A 15,197-nucleotide genomic window follows, 5' to 3' on the forward strand; every position below is an offset into this window, starting at 1 on the left:
CAGGTCAGTCATCGACCGGAGGGGATGACGCTCCGACGCGATCGCCCCGGACCTTCACGATGTGGATCGCGTGCGCAAAGGGCACGCCCGGGCGGCCCTGCGTATCGCGTCCAACGTGCCCACGGCCGCGGTCGGAGCGTCTACCGAGATCTGCGCCCGCCTCTAGTGCGACGCCGGTGGATTCGTCGATCTCTTGGGCCTCTCGCTGAAGATTTCGAACTCGGCGTCGGCAGCGTGACGTTGTCGTTGAGGAGGGCGTCCCAGTGGGAGTATCAGTCCGCGACCGTGACCAGCGGGTAGACACCGTTCTCGTCGTGCACCTCCGTGCCGACGACGGGCGGATTGAACACGCACAACATGCGCATCCGGGTCCGGGTGGTCACGGTGTGCCGCTCGTTGCCGTCGAGCAGGTACATGGTGCCGGGCGCGAGCGGGTACTCGACGCCCGTCTCGCGATCGAGGAGCGTGCCCTCGCCCTCCACGAGCCAGACGGCCTCGACGTGGTGGGCGTAGTGGAACTCGTTGACGGTCCCGGGCTCGATCACCGTCTCGTGGAAGGAGAACCCGACCTTGTCGCCGCCGAGGACGATCCGCTTGCTGCGCCAATTGCCCGCGGCGACATCGCGCTCGGTGCCGGTGATCTCGTCGGTGGTACGAACGATCATTTAGGACAGCACCTTTCGGGTCGCGGTGGCCAGGATGTCCAGGCCGAGGTCGAGATCGGAGTCGGTGATGGTCAGCGGCGGTAGCAGCTTGACCACCTCATCCGACGGGCCGGAGGTCTCCGCGAGGAGACCCTGCTCGTAGGCGACGGCGCAGACCACGCCGGCCTGGTCGGCGTCGGCGAAGACCAGGCCCTGCACCATGCCGCGCCCGCGGTGGCTCAGCTGCTCGGGGAACTCGGCGCACAGCTCGGTGAAGCGCTTCTCGATGTGCGCGCCCTTGCGGCGGGTCTCCTTCTCCAGGCCCTCGTCCGACCAGAACTCGTCGATCGCGTGCTTGGCGGTGACGAACGCGGGGTTGTTGCCGCGGAAGGTGCCGTTGTGCTCGCCGGGGCTCCACACGTCCAGCTCCGGCTTCATCAGGGTGAGCGCCATCGGCAGGCCGTAGCCGCCGATCGACTTGGACAGGGTGACGATGTCCGGGGTGATGCCCGCGACCTCGAAGGAGAAGAACGGTCCCGTACGGCCGCAACCCATCTGGACATCGTCGACGATGAGCAGCATGTCGTGCCGCTCGCACAGATCGGCCAGGGCGCGCAGCCACTCGGGCCGTGCGACGTTCACGCCGCCCTCGCCCTGCACGGTCTCGACGATGACGCCCGCGGGCTTGTTCAGGCCGCTGCCCGAGTCGTCGAGCACGGCCTCGAACCACTGGAAATCCGGTGCGACGCCGTCGAAGTAGTTGTCGAAGGGCATCGGTGTGGCGTGTACGAGCGGGATGCCCGCGCCGCCGCGCTTCATCGAGTTGCCGGTCACCGACAGTGCGCCCAGCGTCATGCCGTGGAAGGCGTTGGTGAAATTGATGATCGACTCGCGACCCTTCACCTTGCGGGCGAGCTTCAGGGCCGCCTCGACGGTGTTGGTGCCGGTGGGGCCGGGGAACTGCACCTTGTAGTCGAGGCCGCGCGGACGCAGGATCTTGTCCTCGAAGGTCTGCAGGAACTCGCCCTTCGCCACCGTCGACATGTCCAGCGAGTGGGTGATGTGCCCCTCGGAGATGTACTCGACGAGGGCCTGCTTGAGCTTCGGGTGGTTGTGCCCGTAGTTGAGGGCACCGGCACCCGCGAAGAAGTCCAGATAGCGGCGGCCGTCGCGGTCGATCAGCCACGATCCCTCGGCCCGGTCGAAAACGGCGGGCCAACCGCGGGAGTAGCTGCGCACCTGCGACTCGCGGGTGCTGAAGATCGAGGGCTGCTCGAAATCAGCAGTACTGGTGTTCTCGTCGGTCAGGGTGGACATGGTGATCCTCCTAGTGGGCCTGCAGCCCCCGCCGGTCAGGCGGGGTCGATGACGTACAGCTGCTCGGGCTCGTGGGGGTCGGATTGCGTGGGGGAGATGTGGTGCGAGGCGAACAGATCGCGCACCGTGAGAGTGGAACCGCGCTTCTTCGCCACGGAGCCGAACAGCTCCCGGGACGCGGTGTTGGATGCGGTGATCGTGGTCTCCAGGCGTGAAACGCCCGCCACCGCAAGATGATCCAACAGATCGATGAGCATACGCGAGGCGATGCCGTGGCCGCGATGCGCGGCATCCACCGCGACCTGCCACACGAACAGCGTGTCCGGGCGGTCGGGTCGGCGGTAGCCCGTGACGAAACCCGCTACGGCACCGTCGTGTTCGGCGACGATGGAGCTGGCGGCGAAGTCACGGCACAACAGCGTGTACGCGTACGTCGAATTGAGATCCAGAACCTCGGTGTCCCTGGCGATCTCCCACAGTCGGATTCCGTCGTCGATCGACGGGCGACGGGTGGTGACCCCCGATTTCGCGGGGGCCGTGGGATCGCTCTTGTGAGACGGGCTCATCGCTCTCGACGCTAACAATCGCCCCGGTGGAAGTCACCCGCGCTCCGGAATCGGTCACCGGAACACCGGAGTATCCCCAGTGAGCCGGGGTGATGTGAGATGGATCACAATGCGGTGATGGTGAAGCGGGCGGCCGGGCGCGGGGCGGTGCCGAATCTCATCGGGCACCGCCTTGAACGGCGAGAAAGGCATCGATCTCCGCAGCGGACGGCGCCGCCGCCGCTCCGGCACCCGTGGCCGTGAGCGCCCCCGCCGCGTTCGCCCTGCGCAGGCGCTCGGCCGGCGGGAGGTGCCAGTTCGCGGCGAGCGCGCCCGCGAAGGCGTCGCCCGCACCGGTGGTGTCGACGACGCGCACCGCGAATCCCGGCGTCGCGACCTCGCCGTCCGGCCCGGAGGCGCGGGCTCCGTCGCCACCGAGGGTGGTGACGACCTGCGGGACGCGGCGCACGGCCTCCGCGAGCGCGTGCGCCTCGTCCCGGTTCACGATGACCCCGTCGAGCAGGTCGACGAGTTCGTCGGGGAGATCCTGCACGGGCGAGGGGTTGAGCAGGACCACGGTGCCCGCCTCCCGCGCGGTGCGGGCGGCATCGACGACCGTCGCCAGCGGGATCTCCAGCTGCAGCAGCAGCACGTCCGCCGCGGCGATGGCCTGCCGCGCACCGTCGTCGACGAGGACCTCGGCGTTCGCGCCGGGCACCACCACGATGTGGTTCTCTCCGGACGCGTCGACCGTGACATTCGCGAACCCGGTGCTGCCCTGGACCCGGGCCACGCGCGTGACATCGACGCCCGCCGCCGCGAGCGAGTCCAGCACCGTCACGGCGGCGGCATCCTCGCCGACCGCGCCGACGAACACGGTCGCGCCGCCCGCCCGCGCCGCCGACCTCGCCTGGTTGGCACCCTTGCCGCCCTGCCCGAAGGTCACCGACCGTCCGGTGACCGTCTCGCCCGGCCGGGGGAACCGTTCGCACACCGTGACCGCATCGAGATTCACACTGCCCACCACGACCACCGATGTCATGTCCGCACCCTACGACGCACCGCCGCCGTAGGCTCGGTGCATGACCATGATTCGTCCGTTCCTCATGTTCCAGGGCGGCACGGCTGCGGCCGCGATCGACCTGTACGTCGCGGCGTTCGACGGTGCCGTCCTCACGTCGGTCCCGCACGCGGACCCGGCGCAGGGAATTCAGCTGGCCGAGCTGGTGATCAAGGGCGAGCACGTGCTGATCAGCGACAGTGCCGTGGACCACGCCTTCGACTTCACCCCGTCGACCTCGCTGTTCGTCGACTGCGACGATCGGGTCGAGCTGGAGCGCCTCGTCGCCGTGCTCGGCGCGGAGGGCAAGACCTACATGCCGTTGGGCGAGTACGGATTCTCGACCGCCTTCGCCTGGGTGGGAGACAGGTTCGGCGTGTCCTGGCAGCTCAACCTGGCCTGATGGGGGCCGGCGGGATCGCATCATGCTGAGTGCAAGCCTGTGCGGGCCGGGGCGACCCGCCTAGCGTCGGTCGCCATGACTCGCCAGATCCGCTTCAACGCCTTCGACATGAACTGTGTCGCCCACCAGTCGCCGGGGCTGTGGCGTCACCCGCAGGACCAGTCCCATCGCTACAAGGAACTGAGCTACTGGACCGATCTGGCGAAGCTGTTGGAGCGCGGCACCTTCGACGGCATCTTCATCGCCGACGTCCTGGGGATCTACGACGCGTACAACGGCAACGGGGACGCCGCCATCAAGCACGCGGCGCAGGTGCCGGTGTCCGATCCGATCCTGCTGGCGTCGGCGATCGCGGGCGCCACCGAGCACCTGGGGATCGGGATCACCGCGGGCACCGGATTCGAGCACCCGTTCCCGTTCGCGCGCAGGCTGACCACGCTCGACCATCTGACCAACGGCCGGATCGGCTGGAACGTGGTGACCGGCTACCTGCCGTCGGCGGCGAAGAACATGGGACAGCTGGACCAGTTGCAGCACGACGAGCGCTACGACCACGCCGACGAGTACCTCGAGGTCCTGTACAAGCTCTGGGAGGGCTCCTGGGAGGACGATGCGGTGATCCGCGACCGCGAGAGCGGCGTGTTCACCGATCCGTCGAAGGTGCACCCGATCGGACACCACGGCAAGTACTTCGACGTGCCCGGCATCCACGTCGGCGAGCCGTCGCCGCAGCGCAGCCCCGTGATCTACCAGGCCGGTGCGTCGCCCCGAGGCCTGAAGTTCGCGACGGAGAACGCCGAGGCCATCTTCGTGGCCGCGCCGACCAAGGCGATCCTCAAGGACGTGGTGCGGACCGTTCGCGAGGGCCTCGTCGCCAATGGCCGGGACCCGTACTCCGCCAAGGTCTACACCCTCCTGACCATCGTGACCGACGAGACGGAGGCCAAGGCGCAGGCGAAACTCGAGGAGTACCACCGCTACGCGAGCGTCGAGGGCTCGCTGGTCTTCATGTCCGGCTGGATGGGGGTGGACCTGGGCGCCTACGACCCGAGCGACCCGGTGGGCGACGTGCAGTCCAACGCGATCATCTCCGCCGTCTCCAACTTCCAGCAGGCCGATCCGTCCGGCAAGGACTGGACGGTGGAAGACATCGGCAAGTGGGGCCGGATCGGCGGTATGGGCCCGGTGCTCGTGGGGTCCGCGCAGCGCGTCGCCGATGAACTGCAGGAGTGGGTCGACGAGACCGATGTCGACGGTTTCAACCTGGCCTACGCCATCACTCCCGGCACCTTCGAGGACATCGTCGAGTTCATCGTGCCGGAGCTGCGCCGACGGGGCGTGTACCCGTCCGAGTACACCCCCGGGACGCTGCGCCACAAGCTGTTCGGGCAGGGGGATCGGCTCCCCGTCGATCACCCCGCGCAGCGTCACCGCTACGCGGGCGCGGTCACGCCGGCGTGAGTTCCTTGGCGTAGAGGCTCGCTCCCTTCGCGTCGCGCAGGTTCACGGTGAGTGCCCGCGAGCCCGAGTCGATCGTCACCTCGCCGAAGTGCTGGAATCCCTCGGCGGGGGACGCGTTCGGCTTGTCGGGGGCGTGCACGAACTCGTACTGCGCGCCGAAGGTCCCGTCCAGCGGGCTCTTCGGGAAGGCGCCGGCGTTGAGCGGGCCCGAGACGAACTCCCAGAACGGCGAGAAGTCCTGGTACGCGGCCCTGTCCGGGTGGTAGGAGATCGCGGCCGTGTAGTGCACGTCCGCGGTGAGGTACACGACGTTCTTCACGTCCTTGGTCCGCGACAGGATGCGGGAGAACGCGATCTCGCGGCCGAGCGGCGCGCCGTTGTCGCCCTGCGCCACCGCCTCCATCGACTTCGGGCCGTCCGTGGGGTCCGACAGCGCGTCCGGCACGACGATGCTCAGCGGCAGGTCGTTCGCGACCACCTTCCACACCGCCTTCGACGAGTTGAGACCGTCGATGAGCCACTGAGTCTGCTTGGCGCCCAGAATGCCGCCGTCGTCGGTGGTGGCCCAGTTGTTCGGGTTCGGATCCTTGTAGCTGCGCATGTCCAGCACGAACACGTCGAGTAGCGGGCCGTAGGAGATCTTGCGGTAGAGGCGGCCGTCGGCGGCCTCCGTCGGCTGCACGGGCTGCCACTCGCGCCAGGCCCGGTAGGAGAACTCGGCCAGCTTGTTCACATCGGTCTCGGTGTAGCCCTTGCGGTTCTGTCCCGCCAGCGACTCGCCCGGGTACCAGTTGTTGATCACCTCGTGGTCGTCCCACTGGATCAGCTGAGGCACGTTCGCCGCGAACCGGCGGTAGTGCTCGTCGAGCAGGTTGTAGGCGAAGTTGCCGCGGAAGTCGTCCAGGGTCTGCGCGACGTGCGCCTTGGCCGGCGCGGTGACATTGCGGTAGATGCCGCCGTCGTTCTGCTTCTGCGACTCCTCAACCGGGTTGTCGGCGTAGATCGCGTCCCCGGAGTGGATGAAGAAGTCCGGGCGCGCATCGGCCATCGCGCCCATGATCGCCATACCGCCGTCGCGATTGATGCCCCAGCCCTGACCCACCACGTCACCGGACCACAGGAACTTCACGTTCCCCGCCGCCGACGGTGCCGTGCGGAACGTGCCCGCCAGGGCCTCGGACCGCGCGCCGTTCTCGCCCTCCAGAGTGACGCGGTAGTGCACCGTCTGCCCCGGTTCGAGACCAGTGATGCGGAGCCGTCCGGCACCGTCGGACGTCGGGTCCAGCTTCGGGCCCTCGAAGCGGCGCGGGTCGCTGAAGGACTCCGACGAGGCGGTCTCCACGATCATCCGCGCAGGTACGTCCGAGCGGGCCCAGACGAGGGCACCGTCGGTCCGCGGATCGCCCGAGGCGATGCCGTGCGTGAGGCTGGGGCGGCCCCGCACCAGACCGGTCGAGCCGGCCGACGACGAGGCCGCGGCACCGTCGGACGAGGTACCGCAGGCGGACAGCAGTGCGCCGGCGGGGACGAGCAGTGCGCCGGCGGCGCCGGCGCGGAGGGCCGTGCGGCGGGAGAACGGGGACTCACTGAGGGGCATGGACAAGACGATGCCCGGATCGGGTTCCCGCTCGGCGAACACAGGGTTACCAGCGGGGATGCCGGACGGTGTCGACCTGATGAACCAGTGGCGGTGGATCGATCGTTCGATTCTGTTAACGTCGAACACGCGGTAATCACACGTCCGGTGGGCCCAGCGGTGTCTAGCCACAGGCAAGTCCGGTCCGCACGGTGACCAACGCCAGGGGCTGATCTGCATGCCTGATAACTCAACATCGCCTTCCGTGCCCTCCCCGCTTTCGGTAGCGGGACTGCAGGAGACGGAGCAGCAGCGCAAACGCACGCTGCACAAGGCCATCGCCGCGTCCGCGATGGGAAACTTCACCGAATGGTTCGACTACGGCGTCTACGCCGCGACGACGGCCTACCTCACCCACGCCTTCTTCCCGGGGACCCTCGGGACGCTCGGCACACTGCTCGGCTTCGCGGTGTCCTTCGCCCTGCGCCCGCTGGGCGGGTTCGTCTGGGGGCCGCTGGGGGACAGGCTGGGGCGGAAGGTGATGCTGGCCACCACGATTCTGCTGATGGCCGGCTCCACCGCCCTCATCGGCGTGCTGCCGACACACGCCCAAGTGGGTGTCCTCGCCCCCGTCCTGCTGATCGGCCTGCGAGTGATCCAGGGCTTCTCGACCGGCGGCGAGTACGGCGGCGCAGCCACCTTCATGGCCGAGTACTCGCCGGACGGCAAGCGGGGCCGATACGGCAGCTTCCTCGAATTCGGCACGATGTGGGGCTTCGCGGGCGGCACCGCGGTGGTCCTGCTGCTGCAGCAGGTGCTCTCCAGCGATGCCATGTACAGCTGGGGATGGCGGATCCCGTTCTTCATCGCGATCCCGCTCGGTTTCGTCGGCTGGTACCTGCGCAATCAACTCGACGACACCCCCGTCTTCGAGGAGATGGAGCAGGCGCAGGAGGAGCACGGCTCGGCACTGCAGCGGCTCGGCGCCCTGCTCCGCGACTACCGGCGGCCCATCCTGGTGATGTTCGGCCTGGTCATCGCGCTCAACGTCGCGAACTACACGCTGCTGGCATACCTGCCGACCTACCTCAACAGCACGATCGGTCTGTCGGAGTCCCATGCATCCACGGCGATGTTGATCGGTCAGGTCCTGATGGCCGTGTGCATCCCGTTCTTCGGCGCGCTGTCGGATCGCACCGGGCGCAAGCCGATGTGGTGGTTCTCCCTGATCGGACTGCTGGTGATGGCCTGGCCCATGTTCTGGTTGATGGGGCAGGGATTCGGTTGGGCCATCGTCGGATTCGTGGTGCTCGGGCTGCTGTACATCCCGCAGTTGTCCACGATCAGCGCGACCTTCCCGGCGATGTTCCCCACGCAGGTGCGGTACGCGGGGTTCGCGATCTCCTACAACGTGGCGACGGCGGCCTTCGGCGGCACCGCGCCGCTCGTCAACGACGCGGTGGTGGGCCAGTCGGGCTGGATCCTGTTCCCGGCGTTCTACATGATGGGCGCCTGCGTGATCGGCCTGATCGCGCTGCCCTTCCTGCAGGAGACCACGGGCTGCTCGATCCGCGGAACCGAGATCCCCGGGCCCGACACGGACGCCACCCGGTTGGCGCAGATCGATCAGGCCCGGCTCGCCAAGGCGAGCTGATGCCGCCGTTAGGCTGGTGCGATGACCAGGATCATCGCCGGGGCGGCGCGCGGGCGCAGGCTCGCGGTGCCGCCCCGCGGCACCCGCCCGACCTCGGATCGCGTGCGGGAGGCACTGTTCAGCGCGCTGCAGTCGCGTCTGGATTTCGACGGACTGGCGGTCCTCGATCTGTATGCGGGCTCCGGCGCACTGGGCTTCGAGGCACTCTCCCGTGGTGCCGCGCGCGCGGTGCTGGTCGACTCGGATGCCAAGGCGGTCATGGTGATCAACCAGAACGCGCGGACCGTCGGGCTGGACGGGGCCGTGGCGCACCGTCGGGCAGTGCGGGCGTTCCTGGACCTCCCGGCCGAGCCCTTCGACCTGGTCCTCCTGGACCCGCCGTACGACGTGCCTGCGGAGGCCGTCGACGGTGACCTCGCCGCGCTGTCCGGCGGCTGGCTCGCGCCCGGTGCGCACGTGGTCGTGGAGCGCTCAGCGCGGACGCCGGCGGCGACGTGGCCGGAGGGATTCGAGCCCGACATGTCCCGGGACTACGGAGAGACCCGCGTGGAGATCGCCGTCTGGCAGGATGACCGGACATGAGCAAGGCGTGCTGCCCCGGGTCCTTCGACCCCATGACCAACGGCCATCTGGACATCTTCCGCCGCGCCGCACGGATCTTCGACGAGCTCGTGATCACCGTGGTGGTCAATCCCAACAAGCAGGGCATGTTCTCGATCGACGAGCGGATCGCGCTGATCGAGGAGAACGTCGCGGACCTGCCCGGGGTCACCGTCGACCGGTGGACGGGACTGCTCGTGGACTACGCGCGGGAGAACGGCGTGGCGTGCATCCTCAAGGGTCTGCGCAACTCCACCGACTTCGACTACGAGCTGCCGATGGCCGGGATGAACATGCACCTGACCGGCGTCGAGACGGCGTTCCTGACCACCGCGCCGCAGTACTCCTACGTGTCGAGCTCGCTGGTCAAGGAGGTCGCGAAGCTGGGCGGCGACGTGTCCGCGCTGATCCCGCGCAACGTGCAGACCGCGCTGGCGGCCAAGCTGTCGTGAAATCGGCCGATTCCTGCATCACGAGGCCGGATCGGGCCTCGTAGGTCAGGAAACAGCCGATTCCACGACCCCTCGACACGCGGCGGCGGCGTTGCGGCGAAACACCGGTCCCACGCGTCACAATGGGTGCATGTACCGCGTATTCGAAGCACTGGACGAGCTGGGCGCCATCCTGGAGGAGGCGCGCAGCGTCCCCATGACCGCCGGATGCCTCGTGCCCCGCGGGGACGTGCTCGAGCTCCTGGACGACATCCGTGACGCCTTCCCGGCCGATCTGGACGACGCGCAGGACGTGCTCGATCAGAAGGATCGCCTGATCAGCGAGGCGCGCGCCCACTACGACACCACGGTGACGCAGGCGAACTCCGAGGCGGACGCCACGCTGAGCCGCTCGCGCGCCGAGGCGGACCGCCTGCTGGCCGATGCGAAGGCCCAGGCCGACCGCATGGTGGCCGAGGCGCACCAGCACGCCACGGGGCTGGTCGCCGAGGCCCGCGCCGAGGACGAACGGGTCCGACGGGGCGCCCAGCGCGAGTACGAGGCCGTCACCGGCCGCGCGCGGTCCGAGGCGGAGCGCTTGGTGGCCGACGGTAATGCCGCCTACCAGCGGTCGGTCGCCGAGGGCATCGCCGAGCAGGAGCGTCTGGTCTCGGGTACCGAGGTCGTGGCCGCAGCCAAGGGCGAGTCGGATCGGATCATCGATGCGGCGCACGCCGAATCGGACCGCCTCCGCGGCGAGTGCGACGTGTACGTCGATACCAAGCTCGCCCAGTTCGAGGAGGTCCTCGGGGCCACCATGCGCTCGGTGAACCGCGGCCGTCAGCAGCTGCGCACCGCCGCCGGCGTGCACGACTACAGCGACCACGGCGCCGCGGACGGCTACCTCGAGGAGTTCGCGGAGTCGCGCGCGGATACCCACCGGGCTTCTTGACGTACAATCGGGTGTTTGGCTCGACCCCCGACACTTTCCCGAGGTCTGTTGTGAACGAATCCAGCGCGGCCGTGCGCCAGCCGGCCGGCAAGCCGTACGTCCTCGACGTCCGAGCCTTCGGTCGTCGTCCGGGTACCTCTGCGCAGGTGCACCGCACCGTGGCCGCCCCCGAGCGCATCGGTGTCGACCTGATCGGTATCGAGGCCGGCGAGGAGATCGACCTCGACCTGCAGGTCCAGGCCGTGTCCGAGGGGGTTCTCGTGACCGGCACCGTGAGCGCCGACACGACGGGGCAGTGCGCGCGCTGCCTCGGTGACGTGTCCGGCGCCCTGAACCTGTTCCTCACCGAGCTCTACGCCTACCCGGACAGTGAGACGGCGAAGACCACGGACGACGACGAGATGTACCGCATCGACGACGACATGATCGACCTCGAGCAGGCCATCATCGACGGTGTCGGGATGGAACTGAACCTCGATCCCACCTGCTCCCCGGACTGCCGGGGCCTGTGCCAGGTGTGCGGCGAGCGGCTGGCCGACCTCCCCGCGGACCACGCGCACGAGCAGCTCGATCCCCGCTGGGCGAAGCTCGCGCAGTTCTCCTCGGCCGCCGAGGGCGAGGCCGACGACAAGTGAGCAAGCGCCTCCCCGCGCCGCCCGCCACGGACCGCGCCCCGCTGCTGGAAGCACTGGGCGTCGGCCTCGACGACGAGCTGCTCACGCTCGCCCTCACGCACCGGTCCTACGCGTACGAGGCGGGCGGCCTGCCCACCAACGAGCGGCTGGAGTTCCTGGGCGACAGCGTGCTGGGGATCTCGGTGACCGAGTGGCTGTACGTGACTCATCCCGACAAGCCCGAGGGTGAGCTCGCAAAGATCCGGGCCAGCGTCGTCAACATGCACGCCCTGGCGCGGGTGGCCCGCGGGCTGGGGGAGGGCGGCCTCGGCGCGCACCTGTTCCTCGGCCGCGGTGAGGAGCTCACCGGCGGCCGCGACAAGGATTCGATCCTCGCGGATGGTACCGAGGCGCTGCTCGGCGCCGTGCACATCGAGCACGGCATCGACGTCGCGCGCGAGGTGGTCCTGCGCCTGTTCCTGCCGCTGCTGACGGCATCGTCGTCGATGGGGGCCGGCCTGGACTGGAAGACCTCCCTGCAGGAGCTCACCGCCGAGCGGGACCTGGGTGCGCCCGCCTACCGGGTCAGTTCGACGGGTCCCGACCACGACAAGGAGTTCACCGCAGTCGCGGTGATCGACGAGCACGACCTCGGCGAGGGTGTGGGCCGCACCAAGAAGGAGGCCGAGCAACGCGCCGCTGCGGCGGCGTGGAAGTCCTTGGACGACAACGACTCCGAAGCTTCCGGCGATGCGCCGACGGGCGACGCCGAACAGGCCCCCGAGTCGGCCTGATGCCCGAGCTGCCCGAGGTCGAGGTCGTCCGCCGCGGCCTCGTCGATCACCTGGTGGGTCGCGGGATCACCTCCGTCGAGGTCCTGCACCCCCGCGCCGCCCGGCGCCATGCCGCCGGCGAGGCGGACATGATCGGCCAGATCACCGGCTCTGACGTGGAATCCGCGGAGCGTCGCGGTAAGTTCCTGTGGCTGCCGCTCGCGCGCGGCGGCGACCCCGCCGACGCCGCGATCGTCGTGCACCTGGGTATGAGCGGGCAGATGCTGGTGGGCCCGGGCGACGACCGGCACCTGCGCATCCGGGCCTCGCTGTCCGACGGTGCCGTGCTCCGCTTCGTCGATCAGCGCACCTTCGGCGGCTGGGCGGTGGACCCGCTCGTGGAGGTCGCCGGCACGCTCGTCCCGGAATCGGTGGCGCACATCGCGCGGGATCCCCTGGACCCCCAGTTCGATCGGGACGCCGTGGTGCGGCGGATGAAGGCCAAGGACACCGAGATCAAGCGGGTCCTGCTGGACCAGACCGTGATCTCCGGCGTGGGCAACATCTACGCCGACGAGGCGCTGTGGCGATCCCGCGTGCACGGGCGGCGGCGCGCGTCCAGCCTGACCAAGCCCGCGCTCGGCCGGCTGATCGACGACGCCACCGAGGTCATGCGGTCCGCGCTGGATCAGGGCGGCACCAGCTTCGACTCGTTGTACGTCAACGTCAACGGTCAGTCGGGCTACTTCTCGCGCAGCCTCGACGCCTATGCGCGCGACGGTGAGCCCTGCCGTCGCTGCGGCACCATCATGCGGCGCGAGTCCTTCATGAACCGGGGCTCGCACTTCTGCCCGAAGTGCCAGTCGCAGCCGCGGAACGGCTGAACCACCTTTCAGGCTCTGCCGTGTACCTGCGCGGCCTTAGCGCCCCGTCATATGATGCGGTGATGCTATGATGCTCTTGTGCGAACGACTGTGGATATCGACCCCGTCGTGATGAGTGCTGCTCGTACGAAAGCTCGTGCGGAAGGAATCTCCCTGGGCCGGGCGATCTCGGAGCTCGCCCTCCGTGGGCTTCAGGGAGCGGCGGTTCCCTCGAAGTCGGTGGGGGGATTTCCTGTGATGTCCGGAGTCGAAGGGCACGTGGTCACCGATGACCTCGTCGCGGCGCATCGTGACGACGACCAGGGCGACGAGTGATGCTGCTCGACGTCAATGTTCTCCTGGCGTTGAGCTGGGATCAGCATGTACATCACGTGGCGGCACATGAGCAGTTCGCCGGCCTGGGGGAGTGGATGACGTGTCCGACGACGGAGTCGGGACTGGTACGCCTGCTCCTGACCGAGAAGGTGGTCGGACGCAAGGTGTCGGGCAGTGAGGCGCTCGCTCAGCTCGCAGCGATTCGCGCGGTCCCGGGGTGGGCGTTCCTGGAGGACGCGACCTCACTGGTGACGTCGAGGATCGACACCAGGGTGCTCATGGGGCGACGGCAGGTCACCGACCTACACCTCGTCGACCTGGCCGCCACCAACGGCGTCCGGCTGGCCACTTTCGACGGGGCTCTGAGGGATTCGCTCGCCCCGGCCGATCGCCAGTGGGTCGAGGTCTGGCGTGCCGGGTAGCCGTCACGCGGCCGTGCGCCGCCGGCGCGATGGATCGGCACCTGTGCGTGCTGCTTCCCGGGCACGACGACGAGGCGGTGGTCAGCGCGCTCGGTGAACAGGGCTGGCGCACGCGATCGTTGAGCAGTCAGTGTGCGGCGGAACCGGTCCCGGGGCTGGTACTCAGCTACGCGAGGCTCCACGCTCGCGATGCCGATGCGTTCGGCGCATCACTCCGAGATGTGTTGACCGGCATAGCCGTAGTCGCGCAAGACGACGCGCGTCGTTCATGATCAGGCGCAACGGATCCCGAAGTCGACCGGTGGAGCATTGCCTACGCCGCTAGAGTCGTGGGCGCCGAATGTTCGAACGAGCGGCCGATCGAGCCGCGGTAGGGACTGAACAAGACCTCATGAGCACGAGATTCGCAGATCGACGCGCCATCGGCGCCGCCGCGGCACTGACCGCCGCCCTGTTCATCACCGCGGGATGCAGCAGCACCGCCGACACCAAGGACGTCGCGTCGACGACCGGTGCGTCCACGGCCGCCGCGTCCAGCACCAGCGCGAAGGCGACGGGACCGTCGAGCGGTGCCGGCAAGCCCGGCGCACCGTCGGCCGCGCGTTCGTCCACGGCGGCCAAGCCCTCGGGCACGGTGACGGCCAAGGGCACCGACGGCAGCGAGGTGACGCTGACCGGGCCGATCGCCGCGAAGTACGCCGCCGCGACGGCCGCGCAGAAGAAGGGCCTGGGGGCCGTGCTCGTCGGTGATCACAACGCCGGCACCCGGGAGAGCGGCGTCGTCTTCCAGCAGTTCACGGGCGGCGTGATCACCGCGAAGAACGCGGACGCCGGCACTCCCGCCTACATCACCTGGGGCAAGATCCGCGACGCGTGGAACGTCGAGCGCGACGCCACGGGTAAGCCGATCCCGGTGGGCGGGAAGAACGGTTCCGCGGGCCCGCTCGGCGCCGTGACCAGCGACGAGACCACCGTCGGATCGGTCAAGCAGACCACCTTCGAGCACGGGAAGATCACCTTCAATCCCCAGGCCGGCAAGGTCGAGGTCACGGTCAACGGCAAGGTCGTGCCCGCGGGGCTGTAGGCCCGTCCACGACGGGACGCCGCGGGGCGCTCAGTTGATGATCTCGCCGCGGTCGGCGGGTGCCTTGGAGACGATGGTCTCGCGCCACATCTGCAGGGCCTCGGGCGTCAGCCGGGTCCAGTCGCTCACCTCGGCGACGACCCGCAGCGGCTCGGTGCTGCGGAACGAGCGCGTGGGGTTGCCCGGGAACTTCTTGTCCGTGACGTTCGGGTCGTCCTCGAACGCGCCCGTCGGCTCGACCTCGTAGACGTGCGGGACGGCACCGTCGGCCTTGAGTTCCGCGGCGAGCTCGGCACCTAGACCCGCCCCGTCGCGCAGCGCCGTGAAGTAGATGTGGTTCATGACCACGTCCGGGTTGTAGTTGGAGCGGAATCCCGCGCGGAGGAGATCTCCGGGCCGGAGTGCGGCGGTGGTTCCGTGGAAGAACGGGCCCTCGCCCGGCGCCTGACTCATTCGCCCAGC

General features: G+C 69.0%; 17 protein-coding genes. 11 read left to right on the forward strand and 6 right to left on the reverse strand.

Translation table 11 applies throughout. From position 1 onward, the window contains the following. Positions 1–272: 272 nt before the first annotated feature. From HF999_RS05625 to HF999_RS05640, 4 genes are all read right to left on the reverse strand, one after another. On the reverse strand, positions 273–665 hold the full coding sequence (locus HF999_RS05625) for an ectoine synthase (RefSeq protein WP_168544915.1): 393 nt from the start codon (positions 663–665) through the stop codon (positions 273–275). Then, the gene (gene ectB, locus HF999_RS05630; protein WP_168544916.1) at positions 666–1,961 is read right to left on the reverse strand and encodes a diaminobutyrate--2-oxoglutarate transaminase; all 1,296 of its coding nucleotides are present in this window, start codon (positions 1,959–1,961) and stop codon (positions 666–668) included. 35 nt (positions 1,962–1,996) lie between these two features. After that, positions 1,997–2,527 carry a diaminobutyrate acetyltransferase gene (ectA, locus tag HF999_RS05635; RefSeq protein WP_168544917.1) on the reverse strand — a complete coding sequence of 177 codons (531 nt, stop codon included), beginning with the start codon at positions 2,525–2,527 and terminating at the stop codon, positions 1,997–1,999. A 157-nt stretch (positions 2,528–2,684) separates the two neighbouring features. Beyond that, complete coding sequence (locus HF999_RS05640) at positions 2,685–3,548, reverse strand: ribokinase (RefSeq protein WP_168544918.1); 864 nt, start codon at positions 3,546–3,548, stop codon at positions 2,685–2,687. 40 nt (positions 3,549–3,588) lie between these two features. Here HF999_RS05640 and HF999_RS05645 point away from each other — a divergent pair, with 40 nt between their 5' ends. Both HF999_RS05645 and HF999_RS05650 read left to right on the forward strand, forming a co-directional pair. Next, a complete protein-coding gene (locus HF999_RS05645; RefSeq protein WP_168544919.1) occupies positions 3,589–3,969 on the forward strand; it encodes a VOC family protein in 381 nt (126 codons plus the stop codon). 75 nt (positions 3,970–4,044) lie between these two features. Then, positions 4,045–5,430 carry an LLM class flavin-dependent oxidoreductase gene (locus HF999_RS05650; protein WP_168544920.1) on the forward strand — a complete coding sequence of 462 codons (1,386 nt, stop codon included), beginning with the start codon at positions 4,045–4,047 and terminating at the stop codon, positions 5,428–5,430. Here the strand turns inward: HF999_RS05650 and HF999_RS05655 are convergent. After that, a complete protein-coding gene (locus HF999_RS05655) occupies positions 5,417–7,027 on the reverse strand; it encodes an alkaline phosphatase D family protein (protein WP_168544921.1) in 1,611 nt (536 codons plus the stop codon). The genes HF999_RS05650 and HF999_RS05655 overlap by 14 nt on opposite strands. 217 nt (positions 7,028–7,244) lie before the next feature. Here HF999_RS05655 and HF999_RS05660 point away from each other — a divergent pair, with 217 nt between their 5' ends. The 9 genes from HF999_RS05660 (at position 7,245) to HF999_RS05705 (ending at position 14,735) form a co-directional block, all read left to right on the forward strand. After that, complete coding sequence (locus tag HF999_RS05660) at positions 7,245–8,660, forward strand: MFS transporter (protein WP_168544922.1); 1,416 nt, start codon at positions 7,245–7,247, stop codon at positions 8,658–8,660. 21 nt (positions 8,661–8,681) lie between these two features. Further along, positions 8,682–9,242: a 16S rRNA (guanine(966)-N(2))-methyltransferase RsmD gene (gene rsmD, locus HF999_RS05665; RefSeq protein ID WP_168544923.1), complete on the forward strand. Its 561-nt coding sequence runs from the start codon at positions 8,682–8,684 to the stop codon at positions 9,240–9,242. Further along, positions 9,239–9,712, forward strand: coding sequence for a pantetheine-phosphate adenylyltransferase (gene coaD / locus HF999_RS05670; protein WP_168544924.1), 474 nt, complete (start codon positions 9,239–9,241; stop codon positions 9,710–9,712). The genes rsmD and coaD overlap by 4 nt, the downstream gene beginning before the upstream one ends. A 130-nt stretch (positions 9,713–9,842) precedes the next feature. Further along, positions 9,843–10,643 carry a DivIVA domain-containing protein gene (locus HF999_RS05675; RefSeq protein WP_168544925.1) on the forward strand — a complete coding sequence of 267 codons (801 nt, stop codon included), beginning with the start codon at positions 9,843–9,845 and terminating at the stop codon, positions 10,641–10,643. 50 nt (positions 10,644–10,693) lie between these two features. Continuing rightward, positions 10,694–11,278 (forward strand): YceD family protein, encoded by a 585-nt coding sequence (locus HF999_RS05680; RefSeq protein ID WP_168544926.1) that lies wholly within the window; start codon positions 10,694–10,696, stop codon positions 11,276–11,278. After that, positions 11,275–12,051 (forward strand): ribonuclease III, encoded by a 777-nt coding sequence (gene rnc, locus HF999_RS05685; protein WP_168544927.1) that lies wholly within the window; start codon positions 11,275–11,277, stop codon positions 12,049–12,051. The genes HF999_RS05680 and rnc overlap by 4 nt, the downstream gene beginning before the upstream one ends. Further along, positions 12,051–12,914: a bifunctional DNA-formamidopyrimidine glycosylase/DNA-(apurinic or apyrimidinic site) lyase gene (gene mutM / locus HF999_RS05690; protein ID WP_168544928.1), complete on the forward strand. Its 864-nt coding sequence runs from the start codon at positions 12,051–12,053 to the stop codon at positions 12,912–12,914. Before rnc ends, mutM begins: the two co-directional genes overlap by 1 nt. Positions 12,915–13,228: 314 nt before the next feature. After that, the gene (locus tag HF999_RS05700; RefSeq protein ID WP_168544930.1) at positions 13,229–13,651 is read left to right on the forward strand and encodes a TA system VapC family ribonuclease toxin; all 423 of its coding nucleotides are present in this window, start codon (positions 13,229–13,231) and stop codon (positions 13,649–13,651) included. Positions 13,652–14,042: 391 nt separating this feature from the next. Then, positions 14,043–14,735, forward strand: a complete 693-nt coding sequence (locus HF999_RS05705) for an LGFP repeat-containing protein (protein ID WP_168544931.1) — start codon at positions 14,043–14,045, stop codon at positions 14,733–14,735. 30 nt (positions 14,736–14,765) lie between these two features. Here HF999_RS05705 and arr read toward each other — a convergent pair whose 3' ends face one another. Continuing rightward, positions 14,766–15,188 (reverse strand): NAD(+)--rifampin ADP-ribosyltransferase, encoded by a 423-nt coding sequence (arr, locus tag HF999_RS05710; RefSeq protein WP_168544932.1) that lies wholly within the window; start codon positions 15,186–15,188, stop codon positions 14,766–14,768. Positions 15,189–15,197: the final 9 nt, after the last annotated feature.

It is taken from the genome of Tsukamurella spumae, assembly GCF_012396015.1.
In the GTDB taxonomy this organism is placed as follows: Bacteria; Actinomycetota; Actinomycetes; order Mycobacteriales; family Mycobacteriaceae; genus Tsukamurella; species Tsukamurella spumae.

What these genes read in the sequence shown, in the direction of transcription:
- HF999_RS05675 (WP_168544925.1), top strand. Translation starts at nt 9,843, where the DNA reads ATGTACCGCGTATTCGAAGCACTGGACGAGCTGGGCGCCATCCTGGAG.
- mutM (WP_168544928.1), top strand. Translation starts at nt 12,051, where the DNA reads ATGCCCGAGCTGCCCGAGGTCGAGGTCGTCCGCCGCGGCCTCGTCGAT.
- arr (WP_168544932.1), bottom strand. Translation starts at nt 15,188, where the DNA reads ATGAGTCAGGCGCCGGGCGAGGGCCCGTTCTTCCACGGAACCACCGCC.
- HF999_RS05655 (WP_168544921.1), bottom strand. Translation starts at nt 7,027, where the DNA reads ATGCCCCTCAGTGAGTCCCCGTTCTCCCGCCGCACGGCCCTCCGCGCC.
- HF999_RS05660 (WP_168544922.1), top strand. Translation starts at nt 7,245, where the DNA reads ATGCCTGATAACTCAACATCGCCTTCCGTGCCCTCCCCGCTTTCGGTA.
- HF999_RS05645 (WP_168544919.1), top strand. Translation starts at nt 3,589, where the DNA reads ATGACCATGATTCGTCCGTTCCTCATGTTCCAGGGCGGCACGGCTGCG.
- ectB (WP_168544916.1), bottom strand. Translation starts at nt 1,961, where the DNA reads ATGTCCACCCTGACCGACGAGAACACCAGTACTGCTGATTTCGAGCAG.
- HF999_RS05700 (WP_168544930.1), top strand. Translation starts at nt 13,229, where the DNA reads ATGCTGCTCGACGTCAATGTTCTCCTGGCGTTGAGCTGGGATCAGCAT.
- coaD (WP_168544924.1), top strand. Translation starts at nt 9,239, where the DNA reads ATGAGCAAGGCGTGCTGCCCCGGGTCCTTCGACCCCATGACCAACGGC.
- ectA (WP_168544917.1), bottom strand. Translation starts at nt 2,527, where the DNA reads ATGAGCCCGTCTCACAAGAGCGATCCCACGGCCCCCGCGAAATCGGGG.
- rsmD (WP_168544923.1), top strand. Translation starts at nt 8,682, where the DNA reads ATGACCAGGATCATCGCCGGGGCGGCGCGCGGGCGCAGGCTCGCGGTG.
- HF999_RS05625 (WP_168544915.1), bottom strand. Translation starts at nt 665, where the DNA reads ATGATCGTTCGTACCACCGACGAGATCACCGGCACCGAGCGCGATGTC.
- HF999_RS05705 (WP_168544931.1), top strand. Translation starts at nt 14,043, where the DNA reads ATGAGCACGAGATTCGCAGATCGACGCGCCATCGGCGCCGCCGCGGCA.
- HF999_RS05650 (WP_168544920.1), top strand. Translation starts at nt 4,045, where the DNA reads ATGACTCGCCAGATCCGCTTCAACGCCTTCGACATGAACTGTGTCGCC.
- HF999_RS05640 (WP_168544918.1), bottom strand. Translation starts at nt 3,548, where the DNA reads ATGACATCGGTGGTCGTGGTGGGCAGTGTGAATCTCGATGCGGTCACG.